The sequence below is a fragment of the Vibrio sp. 99-70-13A1 genome (assembly GCF_013114625.1).
In the GTDB taxonomy this organism is placed as follows: Bacteria; Pseudomonadota; Gammaproteobacteria; order Enterobacterales; family Vibrionaceae; genus Vibrio.
On the sequence record NZ_VTXD01000020.1, the window covers coordinates 32,561 to 45,771 of the forward strand.

10 protein-coding genes and 2 pseudogenes are annotated in these 13,211 nt (G+C 42.8%); 4 read left to right on the forward strand and 8 right to left on the reverse strand.

Translation table 11 applies throughout. The annotated features are described in order from the left end of the window. Positions 1-71: 71 nt before the first annotated feature. Both tnpB and F0226_RS13335 read right to left on the reverse strand, forming a co-directional pair. Positions 72-338, reverse strand: coding sequence for an IS66 family insertion sequence element accessory protein TnpB (gene tnpB / locus F0226_RS13330; protein ID WP_171736103.1), 267 nt, complete (start codon positions 336-338; stop codon positions 72-74). Then, positions 335-654, reverse strand: a pseudogene (locus tag F0226_RS13335) (IS66 family insertion sequence element accessory protein TnpB). Before F0226_RS13335 ends, tnpB begins: the two are co-directional and overlap by 4 nt. A gap of 308 nt (positions 655-962) precedes the next feature. On the opposite strand from F0226_RS13335, the gene F0226_RS13340 reads away from it, so the two are divergent. Together F0226_RS13340 and tyrS are read left to right on the forward strand one after the other, a co-directional pair. Further along, positions 963-1,784: a LuxR family transcriptional regulator gene (locus F0226_RS13340; RefSeq protein WP_171736104.1), complete on the forward strand. Its 822-nt coding sequence runs from the start codon at positions 963-965 to the stop codon at positions 1,782-1,784. Positions 1,785-1,865: 81 nt separating this feature from the next. Continuing rightward, a complete protein-coding gene (tyrS, locus tag F0226_RS13345) occupies positions 1,866-3,122 on the forward strand; it encodes a tyrosine--tRNA ligase (RefSeq protein WP_171736105.1) in 1,257 nt (418 codons plus the stop codon). A 364-nt stretch (positions 3,123-3,486) separates the two neighbouring features. Here the strand turns inward: tyrS and F0226_RS13350 are convergent, their stop codons facing one another. The 5 genes from F0226_RS13350 to F0226_RS13370 form a co-directional block, all read right to left on the reverse strand. Then, the gene (locus tag F0226_RS13350) at positions 3,487-4,143 is read right to left on the reverse strand and encodes an SDR family oxidoreductase (protein ID WP_216606626.1); all 657 of its coding nucleotides are present in this window, start codon (positions 4,141-4,143) and stop codon (positions 3,487-3,489) included. A 261-nt stretch (positions 4,144-4,404) separates the two neighbouring features. Beyond that, positions 4,405-4,731: a hypothetical protein gene (locus tag F0226_RS13355; protein WP_171736106.1), complete on the reverse strand. Its 327-nt coding sequence runs from the start codon at positions 4,729-4,731 to the stop codon at positions 4,405-4,407. A gap of 89 nt (positions 4,732-4,820) precedes the next feature. Continuing rightward, positions 4,821-6,200, reverse strand: coding sequence for an amidase (locus tag F0226_RS13360; protein ID WP_171736107.1), 1,380 nt, complete (start codon positions 6,198-6,200; stop codon positions 4,821-4,823). A gap of 91 nt (positions 6,201-6,291) precedes the next feature. Continuing rightward, positions 6,292-7,164, reverse strand: a complete 873-nt coding sequence (locus F0226_RS13365) for a GyrI-like domain-containing protein (protein ID WP_171736108.1) — start codon at positions 7,162-7,164, stop codon at positions 6,292-6,294. Positions 7,165-7,351: 187 nt separating this feature from the next. Continuing rightward, positions 7,352-8,200: an NAD(P)H-binding protein gene (locus F0226_RS13370; protein WP_171736109.1), complete on the reverse strand. Its 849-nt coding sequence runs from the start codon at positions 8,198-8,200 to the stop codon at positions 7,352-7,354. 99 nt (positions 8,201-8,299) lie between these two features. Between F0226_RS13370 and F0226_RS13375 the strand changes: the two genes are divergently transcribed. Together F0226_RS13375 and F0226_RS13380 are read left to right on the forward strand one after the other, a co-directional pair. After that, a complete protein-coding gene (locus F0226_RS13375) occupies positions 8,300-9,202 on the forward strand; it encodes a LysR family transcriptional regulator (RefSeq protein WP_171736110.1) in 903 nt (300 codons plus the stop codon). Between the two features lie 671 nt (positions 9,203-9,873). Continuing rightward, positions 9,874-11,118: pseudogene (locus F0226_RS13380) on the forward strand (IS3 family transposase). Positions 11,119-11,148: 30 nt separating this feature from the next. Here F0226_RS13380 and F0226_RS13385 read toward each other — a convergent pair. Continuing rightward, positions 11,149-13,170, reverse strand: coding sequence for an FAD-dependent oxidoreductase (locus tag F0226_RS13385; protein ID WP_171736111.1), 2,022 nt, complete (start codon positions 13,168-13,170; stop codon positions 11,149-11,151). Between the last annotated feature and the right edge of the window lie 41 nt (positions 13,171-13,211).

The window sequence follows — 13,211 nt, forward strand, 5'->3', positions numbered from 1 at the left end:
ATCGTTTATTCCAACGGGTTTGTGGCCGATAATCGTGAAACCAGAAAGCAGCCTGTCGAGTTCAAATTGAGTTAGGGTAAATACCTGATTTTTCGCCTTTGAAGGCCACTTATATTTGGCTTCTCAAGGCGTTTATACCAAAGGGCGAAGCCTGTTTTATCCCAATACAACACCTTGATTTTGTCGCGCTGTTTATTGGTAAATAGGAACAGCGCACCACTTCCCAAAAGTAAGTTGGTGTCACTTTCGATAATCGCTGCGAGTCCGTTGATGGACTTTCTGAAGTCGACGCTTTCACGATAAAGGTAAACCTCTGGGGCGCTGATCATGCGTTTCATGACAATGCTCCAATGAGTTCAACAAGATAGGCCGCGGGCGTGCCTTGCGGAATACTCACTCAATATCGTTTACAAGTAGTGTCATGTTGGGTGTTGGTGTCTGGACTGCCTGATATTTTGTTGTCTTTTCGACGACTTCGGCTTTGAGAAAGCCGACTGACGCCGACGGGGTTGCAACTTGAAGCAGGCGCCGCTTTGCAAAGAACGTGGATAAACTCAGTCCATTTTGTTCGCAAAAAACGCGCTGGGTAATATTGCTGCTTTCATATTGTTCAAACAGGGCTTGCCATTCTTGATTGGTGTGTCGTTTGGCCATTTCAACTCTCCTATTGGTTGGAGAGTTGATCTTATTATTCATACTCGGCGATTAGAATTTGGGGGTTGTGGTGCGCTTACGAATCACTAACTGATCACACATAAAATAGGATGATTCCAACACGTTTCTGGACAGAAACGCGTTACGAACCACAACACAATCTAACTTTTCGGATTACCTCAAGTATTGCGACCATGCACTCAGCATGACATGCAAGGGGCCAGATTCATTTATCCAATACAGATAACTTGGGGGTAACAGCCTGTTGCGTTATGCTTATCTCACCTATACCGAACTCCCGAATCACCATGCCTAACGACGCATTCAACACTCAACTTTCAGAAACAATTTCTGCTCTTAACTCACCAAGCTTTACACCTAAACTCATGCGCGTTATTGCTTCAGTATTGAGTTTTGATTGCGCGGTGATCCTCGGCTACCGCGAAGGTAAACACCCTATCTATCTGTTTGATTCGATTGAAAATGAACGCGAGCTACTGTTCCAACGTTATCTCACCACATCTTTTCAAAACGACCCGTTTTATCAGAAACTGGACGCGAACAAAGAACAAGGCATCTTTACACTCAAAGATGTGGTGGGCAAAGATGTCGCGCGTAACGATCTCGATTACCAAGCCTACTGTGAGCAGTTCTACCATCAAACTGGTTGGAAGGACGAAATCAGCATGCTGATCGAAATCGAACCGACACGCTGGGTGATGCTCTACTTGGGATTTATGCAAGACGATAAACGCTTCATTAAACCTCAAGTAACCAAGCTTAAATCTTACTTCGCCATTATCCAGTCTTTGTGCCAACAGCACTGGAAACAGACCGAGTTTACACTCGCCGAGCCAGTATTCAGCCCTAACGCTTATTCAGGACAAATGCGTGCAGCAATTAAATCTGCATTGGCATCTTTTGGACAAACAGTCCTCACTAATAGAGAACAAGAAATTGCCGCATTAATCGCGCAAGGCTATGACAGCAAAGAAATTGCTACGCAGTTAGATGTAGTAGAAGGCACGGTGAAAAACCACCGTAAACGCATCTACACGCAATTGAATGTCTCGTCGTTAAGCGAGTTCTTTCAGTTGTTTCTCAACCACCTAATCACTCAAGCAAGATAACAAACTATCCCTTTAGGGATATATCTCGATTCCGCATCGCCTTTTATTCTGAATACAACCAAACCAGATAAAGATAAGACGATGACACTGATTAAAGATTTACAAGCTCGCGGTTTGATTGCCCAAGCGAGCGATTTAGACAAAGTTCAACAACTGCTATCTGAGCCACAAACCTTGTACTGCGGCTTCGACCCCACAGCTGGTAGCTTACACATCGGTCACCTTGTGCCACTGATTATGCTCAAGCGCTTTCAAGATGCAGGACACCAAGCAATCGCTCTGATAGGTGGTGCGACCGGTATGATTGGTGACCCGAGCTTTAAAGCCACAGAGCGAAGCTTGAATTCAGAAAAGACCGTCACGGGTTGGGTGCAAGATCTATCGAACCAAATTCAACAGTTGATGAATAACCAAGTCAGCAAGCCAATGATCATGGTAAATAATGCGGATTGGATGAAGCAGATTAACGTGATCGACTTCTTCCGTGATGTAGGTAAACATTTCTCCGTGAATACTATGATCAGCCGCGAGTCAGTTAAACAACGCTTACAACGCCCAGATCAAGGTATCTCATTTACCGAATTCAGTTACGCACTGCTGCAATCTTACGACTTCGCAGAATTAAACCGTCAGTACGGCTGCCGTCTTCAAATCGGTGGTAATGACCAATGGGGTAACATTGTTAGTGGCATTGACCTTACTCGCCGTCAAAATGGTGAGCAAGTCTTTGGCTTAACCTTACCTTTAATCACCAAATCTGATGGTACTAAGTTTGGTAAAACCGAAGGTGGTGCAGTGTGGTTGGATCCAAGTAAAACTTCACCTTACGCCTTCTACCAATTCTGGTTATCTGCGGAAGATGCCGATGTTTACCACTTCCTGCGCTACTACACCTTCTTGAGCTGCGATGAGATTACTGCGATTGAAGTACAAGACAAAGAGAGCAAAGGCAAACCGCAAGCACAGAGTATCTTAGCAGAGCAAATGACGCGCTTTGTCCACGGTGAAGAAGGCTTAGCAAGTGCAAAGCGAATCACTCAAGCGTTATTTAGCGGTAACGTGCAGCAATTAAGCTTGAACGAGCTGGAACAGTTGGAGCTCGATGGCTTACCAAGCATGCAAAGTGCTGAGCAAGATTTGGTCGAGCTTCTAGTTGAGTCAGGCTTAGCCAAATCAAAACGCATTGCCCGAGAACTAATTGGCAGCAACGCCATCAGTGTGAATGGCGAGAAAGTTGATGCAGAAAACCCAAACTTGAACTTCCCGTTGTTCGACCAGTACTGGTTACTTCAACGCGGTAAAAAACACTTTTACTTGGTGAGACGTATAGTGGGTTAACACACTTCAGTTAGGGGCACACCCCACCTCAGATCATTATTTGCCATTGAACATTGCAATGGCAAAATAATGACGCCGATAATTTCGTGATATTTATAGGCCTAACCTTACACAGCAGTTTGTAGTGGATTAGCAAATTTAGTTAGAGAGTTAGAGAGTTAGAGATCTAGGTATAAGGAAGAGGAGATCAAATTACGCTTTAGAGAACCAAATAGCTAAACGCTCGCAACTCAGAAAGGGGCACTTTCGAACTGGAAAGTGCCACAGGTAAAAGTCAGGCTATTGTGGGATAAGAATGCGTATGGGAAGCATCGAAAGCTGTGGTCAAATCTATTTTTCACAAGAAGATTTCACCACAAAACACTTATAAATTCCCTACGCCGCCATCAATCAGTAATTCAGAACCAAGCATATAAGCGGATTCATCAGAAGCGAGAAAAACGGCCGCTTTTGCCAATTCTAGTGGTGTTCCCAAACGCTTTAGCGGGACTAACTCTTTAACTTGGTTAATCAAAGCTACTTTCTCACAATCAGGCAAACCAAATTTATCAAAAGCCTCTGTCTGCGTTGGTCCTGGACTCAGCGTATTAACTCGAATACCTAGATGTTTCAGTTCCCCAGATAATGTTCTGGCAAGGGAGATCAGTCCGGCTTTACTTGCAGAATAAACACTACTTTTCGGTAGACCTATTTGGGCTGAAACGCTTCCACATAGGATGATAGAGGCTGAGTCAGATAATATCGGTAATAATGAGAGAATTAGAAAGAAAGGACCTTTTAAGTTTGTATTGATTACACGATCAAAACCTTCCTCATCCCACTCGTCCAGTGATTTGTGTGTTACATCGCCAGCATTGATATAATGTACATCAATCCTCGGAAATACAGATTTAATCGTTTCGGCTAACTTGTGTTGCTGATGGACATCAGAAGAATCATTTTGAATGAAGATTGTACTATCCCCTAACTCCTGCTTTGCTTTTATTAGCCCTTCTCCCCACGTCCTTTTATTGCAACGCACGCCTCTCCCATTCGCAACCTTGCTCGCTGACTGAGTCTAGATGTTTAGTTCTAAACAAAATGGTCTGACTAAAAACTAGCTCAACAGCGCCAGTGATAAAAATTCAAAGACCTATAAAATATAGGTCTATAACATTGAACACTGATCTATAGAAATTGGTCTACGCACACAAACCATGAGCATAGATCCATTAGCATGTCCCCATGAACATAGGCTGATAACTTGGCTTATAGCAGCTCATTACTAATCAACCAGCGAACATCACCGAGTTGCTCTATTGATGTCTATAGCTTGAGTAAGGTAGTGAGTAATTACTTTTAGCTCCACCGTTTTGATAGGTAGAACTCGCATCACCTTTCCAGTACCTGTCAGTTGATTATAGGTATCAACCATGTGGATGCCTTTTAAGAAACCGATATCAACGCCATTTTTTGTGGTCCTCATATGGCAAATTCCACCACAAGGATCTGAATAGGTGGATATTCTCGGTTTTCTTATTTCGATCAGCTTAAAGTCTTCAATTAGTATTTTTCTCAACAATAAAAACAATGCGCTATGTTCCGACTGAACATCAATCTCATACTGCATATAAATACCTGTTAGTTGTTGTTTAACAATAAAAATCACACCACTGTGAATTCATGATTCTTAATAACCTTTATTTAATAGAAGGCATATCAGAAGGCCGGACAGTCAGGAATTTGGGTATGCTTTGATAGCTCTTCTGCAATTGATATCAATTCTGATTCTTTATTCATGCGCCCGACAATCTGAATTCCGATGGGGAGCCCATTCCGGTCTAAACCTATTGGGATGGTTACAACAGGATGACCTATCAGACTGACTGGTGTAGTAAAAGCGGTGAGAGCATCAAAATAATTCACCTCTAAACCATTGACCATTATTGGTTCTCTATAATCACGACTAGGACCATGCTCAGATGTAGGTGCCATGTGTTTAAACGCGGTACAGCAGGTGACAGGTAATATCCAAGCATCAATATTTTTAAAAAAATCATGACAATCTAGAAGCGTTTCTTCTCTGTCTTTCAGTGCGCTTGTATATTCATTTGGGTCTCGACGATAACCCTTCATTACATTATTAAGAAAGTTCGGGGAACGTTTTCGACTCTGGTTTCCGAAGAGTAAGCTCAACCATCGTGTAAAAGGATTCATAAGTGCCGACGTCTCATCACCCATTATACGTCCGAATGTTTCCCAAGACTTTTTGAAGCAGAAATTCTTGGGTTTAGCTTTCACGCATTGATGACCTTTTTGTTGCCAGCAGGTCATCACTTGAGTGATTAGATCCTGAATATCAGTATCCAGCGGCACGTCATCAGCTTCGAGCCAATACGCCAAATTCAAACTTTTTGGAATACTAGATTCATGTTCACCACTGAGTGCTCGCCACATTAAAGCTAAGTCTTTTGCTTGCCTAGCAATTGGGCCTGGCCGTGCAAAATGATTTAGAGACAATGTTGGGGTTAACAGCATTCCGTCGCTGCTTACTGCACCTTCACTCGGTAATAAACTATAAACACCACAGAAGCTTGCAGGTATCCTTAACGAACCAGACAAATCAGTACCAATATCAACAAAGCTCATTCCGCTTGCGACTGCGGCAGCACCACCTCCACTACTGCCTCCAACCGTGTAATCAGGGTTCCATGGGTTTTTACAAAAACCACGTATTGGGTTATTCGTTTGAAAATCCATGGCTAAAGGCGGAAGGCTAGTTTTACCAAGCAAAGTCGCACCTTGGGAAAACAGCTTTTCTGCAATAGGCGCAGTGATATCACTGTGTATGGTTTTATTAAGGCCAAAACTACAAGGTCGGTTTTCTATATGAAATTGGTCTTTAAAACTTATGGGAAGACCGGCTAGTAACTCGGTGTTATCTAACGCTGCGGTTTGATCTTGATAAATAAAAGCGCCCATTTCATCATCGAGTAAAGAAATTCGACTTAGTAAGTGTGTCTTGATTTCTTGAGCGGTAATACTTCTTTTCTTTAGCGCTTTGCAAGCCTCACTAGCCGTCATATGGTGAATAGTCATAGATACTCCCTTGTGTGTTATCTACGATCTATTGCACCAGCATTCGCACTTTTTCGCTGTTCAATCTCTGCTATCTTTTCGCCGTTTAATCTCAGCTAGCTTTTAGCGGCACATATATGTGTGTTACCCAGTTTTTTGGGGGCGTATTTTCTGGTGAGGTCAAATATAGCTCGAAAGGAAGAGCTTCTCTGAGCTCATAGCCTGAGCTTGGTAGCCAAGAGCGAAAAGCATGGTTCCACGTCTGATAAAGGTAATCGTAGTGACCGATGTGTTCAAACACAGCCCATAACCCCTGCTCAATTCGACTTGAATATGGGGTATGCAAATGATCCTTCGGTTCATAAAAAAGTGCTCCGTACAGGACTTGGGCATGTTCATCGTTAAGACTTTGTGGGCTGGAAGGAAAAGCACTCACTAAACCATACAGCTGTGACTCTTGGCTTAATCGCTGGAATTCCTTCGAAACATCTTGTAGAGCTTGGGTCAGAAACGTCCCATTGATCGTTCCTGACGTTGCACTGTATTGATAAAACAAGGTCGGTAAAGTTTTAAGCTCAACCTTTGGTGCTAAATTCTTTGCGGCAATAGTATTTAGGAAAGGACGTGATTCATCCAACCCTATTCGAATATGCTCAGGGTGAGAACGAAACTCACTAGGGCTCACCTGAAAGTGCTGACGAAATGCTCGCGAGAATGCACTGTGAGTTTCAAAGCCTGATTTCAGTGCAATATCGAGTACACCAAGTGTTGGTTGTGTTGATAGACTATTTGCAGCCAATTCTAAACGACGGTGTAATACATACTGACCAACAGACTCACCTAAATGAGCACTGAAGAGACGTTGAAAATGGAAAGGTGACAACATGGCATGCTCAGCTATTTGTTCTGCCGATATTTTCTCTTCTATATTTTTTTCTATAAACAGTAGAGCTTTCTCTAGTTTGTTTCGTGTTCTATCACTCATACAATCATAGTGCCTTCAATCAGAATAAAACATGGAATGAAGCTAGGGCAATGAAGCAACCCATGTCTAAAATGGAAATGAACTGTATAGCTCTTTATTGATGTTTATGGTGCAAGAAATTTTTCTATTTAACAATGAAGGCTCCTAAATGAAAGATCTAATGGTTAGGAGCCTTTTTCGCCGAAATTTAATTTACCATTAACCACTCAGATAGGCTGGTTGAGGCAGTCAATGGATGATCCAGAGTAACAAGGTCTGGTTCTTCTCCAACTTTTTCGGTGTACGATAATAAATCAACGGCATCAAGTAGAGTGTCATCACCCAATTCTTTGGCATAAGCCCAAGCATCACTTTCAAGCATATGGTGCCTAGCCAGGCTTTTTGATTGTGCATATATATCAGCAGCCTCGATTATTGTCATGGCTTCCTGCCCCAGCAGCGTTAAACGCTTATTGTATAAATTAGGTAATGCGTAACTTTGAACAACAGCCTTTGCATAATCATCTGCGCCTAACCAATGAATTGGTTTCGTTGAGTTGCACATTGTGGTCACTGTATCTTGATCAACCAGTAAGTGTAGAGTCTCGAAGAACCAACTTGGCAAATATGCCATGTAAGGAATGCCACTGTTCTTTAATAAGTTTTCTGCTTCTAGCTTTGCCAACGTATCGATTCTAAAACTATTTTGGGGGTACGCTGTTGCGGTTGAAATCATCGTGATTAACTGTATGGACGATCTATCCACAGCGCGAAGAATATGCTTTGTTCCTTCAATGTGATTACGGCGGTATGTCTCAGGGCTATTACCACTAAGGTTGATATGAATAGCTTCTACCTGATCCAGTGCTTCACTCAAGCTATCATGATCAAATAGATCTGCTTCCATAAATTCAAATTGCGAACCGTGAAACAACTCACGAGCTTTAGATAAGTCTCTGGCAATGATACGAACCGTATAACCAGCATGAGCGAATGCTTTTGCTACCGGTAAACCCAGCATGCCAGTGGCACCAATTACAGCAATTGTTTTGAACATAGTAATACTCCTTCTGAATGAGTCACTAATCATAGATGTCATTGATTAAAAGCATTAGTAGGATAAAGTAAGCATCTGCTTGCCAAAAATGGGATAAAAATGGATCTTGAAGCTAGCTTATGGTTTTCAACCGTTGTTAAAACGGGTTCTTTCTCGAAAGCTGCTATCGTGTTGGGAGTGCCAACAAGTACCGTCAGTCGACGTATTGCCAATCTTGAGGCTCAGTTGGGTGTCACATTATTGGTTAGGAACACGCGAAGTATGCAGTTAACTCAATCTGGGACTGAGTATTTAGCTCTAACAAAGCCACTCGAGTTGGGTTATCAATCCCTAAAAGATTGGCAAGATAACCAGTCACAGGTCTCTGGAACGTTACGCATCACCGCTCCATTACAATTTGTTGATTGGCCACTCAGTGACTGGGTCATTGAATTTAAATCCCTTTACCCAAAACTCAATATCGAATTGGTTGGTAGCAATGAAAATCTAGATTTTTACGATGACGGGATAGATATCGCGTTTCGCCAAGGGCCACTATCTAATTCAGACTTGAAGCAGCGACGATTGTTCGAGTTGCAATACGGCATTTATGCCTCTCCCACGTGGTTAGAAGAGCACAGTGGTACTAACGATTTAGCGTGGTTACAAACACATAAGGTAGTTAACATTGGTGTGAAAGGCAAAGGGCTACCCTGGTTAGTTAGCCATGATAATAAACCGCTGGCAATTTACCCTAATTCCGACTTGTTACTTGAATCCCCACAGCAGGCCGTGAAAGCCGCGAAAGCCGGGTTAGGAATGATTTACGTCCCTTGCTTTGATGCGAATTCAGCCATTAGCAATGAAGAAATTGTGCCTGTTTGTAAGGTGCTGTGGCCGGATTGGATCGGTTTTTATCTTGTGTTTCATGAAGCGAGAACTAAATCAAAAAAACTATCAACGTTTATTGAGTTTATCTTCGAAAAACAGCAGCAACTGCAAACACTGCCAGGCATCCGTTAATCAATGCAAAGAGCTGCTCGTATTGTTAGTGCAGTCCATTTATTGACAAGACTAGCAATTAGACTACTCTTTAATAACTGATAGAACATCATCAGTAGATACATGAACAAGTTTCAACGTAACACGTAACATGTAACATGTAACATGTAACATTGTAAAAGAAAGAAATAGTATGTACATTTTAGAAAACTAAAAAAGCCACTTTTTACATTAAGTGGCTTTTTTTTGTCAAAGAAGACCCTCTCAGTCCTACTTATACTGTAACGCCCAGAGGTTTAACTTCCGATCTTAAGGTTATGCTTATCAAGCATTGGTAACAGCTGCCTTCTTACTTTCCAGCGAGTCAAAATGAACAGAGGGCAATTTAACCCTCAGCCAAAAGCATCTGTTGAAACAACCATAAAGTGAGATATGTAATTCCTTTAATTTCATAAAGTTACCAAAAAATAACCATATGTTGATATTTTTGTGAAAGCACAGTTTTGCTCAACCAACACCTGAAAGAAAGCCACTTTCAAATATGGGTAATTTTATTTAGCCGATTTGCTTAGGTAGGCTCTTGCATTACTTAAATTGGAACTCGAAATCAAAAAAGAAGCAGCCTAGTGCTGCTTCTGTCTTTTATTTAATGATTTGTCCCGTCCTGAAATGTGTTTACACATTGAGGACTAATGATGACCATTCCAAATAAACACTACGTTAAGCGCACTCAGCGTGATTACACACTAGGCTTTAAATTACAGGTTGTCGATGCCATCGAAAAAGGCGACATGACCTATAAAACAAGCCCAATCAATTTATGGCATACAAGGTCGTTCGACCGTTCTTACTTGGTTAAGAAAGCATGGCAAAATGGATTGGACTACCAGTCCAAGGAAGAACACGATGCCTAAATCACCGAGAGCGAATGAAACGCCCGCCCAAAAAATAAAGCGACTTGAAAAAGAGCTCGAAGATGAACGTCTCAGATGCCTTCTTCTCAACAGAGTTGTTGATATTCTTGACGCTGAACATGGGATATCGCTAAGAAAAAAGTATATAGCGAAGGAGCAAGAAGCCTTCAAAAAGAGAGAAAAGTAAGCTTAAGTAAAGCTTGCTCATTACTCGATATATCTCGTCAATGTGTCTATCAGAGAGAAAAGCGCGAGACAGCTCGTCAGGCTGAGCTTGCTCCTGTGAAAGGAATGGTACTTGAACTAAGGCGCTTCATGGCCCGGCTAGGCACTCGTAAGCTCTATTTTTTATTGAAACCTAAGCTGATAGCTGAGGGAATAAAACTTGGGCGTGATGCTCTGTTTGATTACCTCAGGGAGGAGCGCTTACTCGTTAAGCCGAAACGGAGTTACACGAAAACAACGAACAGTAGGCACTGGATGAAAAAGCATCCGAACTTACTAAAAGAAGTCGTTCCTTCTAAACCAGAAGAGGTTCTAGTGAGTGACATCACTTATGTTCAGTCGAACGAAGGCGTTCATTACTTGTCATTGGTTACTGATGCCTTCAGTCGTAAAATCATGGGGTATGAAGTGAGTAATGAAATGAAAGCGAGCGACGTTGTAAAGGCTTTAGATATGACGGTAAAAACTCGATGTTATTGTCATGCGACAATCCATCATTCAGATAGAGGGCTCCAGTATTGCTCTAGCCTTTACCAAGAGAAGCTTAAAAAGCATGATATAACCCCATCAATGACGGATGGGTAGGACTGTTATCAAAACGCGTTAGCGGAGCGAGTCAATGGTATCCTCAAACAAGAGTTCTTGTTTACTCAGTGCAAAGATCTTAATGAGTTAAAAACGCTTGTTGAAGAGTCGATATATACGTATAACGAAATGAGGCCACATCTCAGCCTAGGTATGAATACGCCAAATGAGATGCATGAAAAAAGCCAGCAACTTGCGTTACTGGCTTACTAAAAATCGTCAACGTATTTTAGGACGAGACAATTAAAGTGTTCTGGCAACCTCAAAACCATCCCAGATGGCGGTCATGATGGTACGAGCTTTCTGGCTATCACCAATGTTAAACACAGTGTCCACGTCCAACTCATTAGCCAACGCCTCATGCAGGTGATCTTCAGCCTTATAGCCTAAAGCTAAAACTACATGGTCAGAAAGAATTTCCATCTCTTTGTAGTCACTCTTAACCAACACACCTGCATCAGTGATAGTTTGTAGTAAAGTTGAAGTCAACACTGTCACTTGCTCTTTAACCAGTAGCTCTTTTAGCATTTGATAGTTAGCGAAACAAGTTCCGTGAGGACCACCGATGATGTCGTCACTGGCTTCAATTAACGTCACAGCTTTACCCTGTTGCGCCATCCACAATGCTGCCTCAGCACCAACTAAACCACCACCAATCACGGTGACTTTGTCTCCTGTGATCTTGTCAGGATTCATCAACATGTCTTCTGCAACGATTACATGTGGCTTATCTTGACCTGATAACCATTTTGGTTTCACGGAACGAGAACCCGTAGCAAAGATAACGCTGTCTGGATTGAACGATTCAATGGTCTCTTTATCTGCCGTAGTATCGAAACGCACATCCACGTTCTTACGCTCCATCTCACCAGAAAACCATTCTATCAATAGCTTGTCATCATGTTTGAACGGTGGTTGGCTACCCGGGATCACGTTACCACCAAGTTGTTGTGACTTTTCGAGTAACGTGACTTTATGACCTCGTTCTGAAGCGATACGTGCTGCTTCCATTCCCGCGACACCGCCACCAACAACAACCACGTTCTGACTACGATGGGTTGGCGCTAAGCGAAACTCTTCTTCACGGCCACAGCTTGGGTTCACAGCGCACGACAAGTTGCCCACTTCTGCCATACGGCCTAAACAACCTAAATGACACGAGAGACAAGGCCGCACCTCTTCAAAACGACCGCGACGAATCTTGTTAACGGTATCTGGGTCTGCCAGCAGAGGGCGACCAAGTGAAATTCCATCAGAGATGCCATTGTTGACTGCATGCGCAGCTAAATCAGGATTCTCCATGCGTCCTGCCATTAAGACTGGAATATCGACCACCTCTGACACTGCCTTGCAGTAAGGCTTGTACATGCCAGGTGCAAAGTAGTTAGGCGGGTGGTTCCAGTACCAAGAGTCATAAGTGCCTGCATCCACGTTCAACGCATCAAAGCCAGCATCTTGAAGGTACTTGGCGGCTTTCAGGCCCTCTTCCATATCGCGGCCGACTTCCTCTGCCACTTCACCCGGAAGAATACCTTGGCCAAAGCCCTTCATGTTGCCTTTGACTGAGTAACGAAGTGATACTGGGAAATCATCACCACAAATCGCTTTAATGCCTTTTACGATTTCTACTGCGAAACGGTAGCGGTTTTCAAAACTGCCGCCGTATTGATCGGTACGTTGATTAAAGAATTCCATCGTAAACTGATCAAGCAAGTAGCCTTCATGCACCGCATGAATTTCTACCCCATCAAAGCCTGCTTTTTGTGCAATCGCAGCCGATTCAACAAACTTGCCGATAAAGTACTTCACTTCATCAGTGGTTAGCTCTCGATGCTGAATAGAAGGATCAAAACGGTTTGGTGCATCAGAAGGTGCAATAGATTTGTCTTCTGGGGTAAAACCTGGGATACAAGAGCGTCCCCAACCTGCGGTCAACTGAGCAAAGATTTTCGCACCGTACGTATGCACACGTTCAGTCATCTCTTTGGCACTGCGAATGTACGCTGTTGGGTGGTTGGTAGGACAAGGAAGAGAAGGCATTGGAAACTGTTCCAATTCGTTTTCAACCATTTGCACGCCGGTGATGATCAAGCCAACGCCGCCACGAGCGCGCGCTACGTAGTATTCAACACCACGCTGGTTGTAGGCGCCGTCACCATCGACACAACCCAGTGTGCCCATTGGCGCCATAGAGTAGCGATTTTTCAGTTTTAATGAACCAATCTGCATTGGCTCAAAAAGGATTTTGTGCTGTTGTTTTAACATATAACACTCCACATTATTGGTATGCCACCAAAATAGTTAGT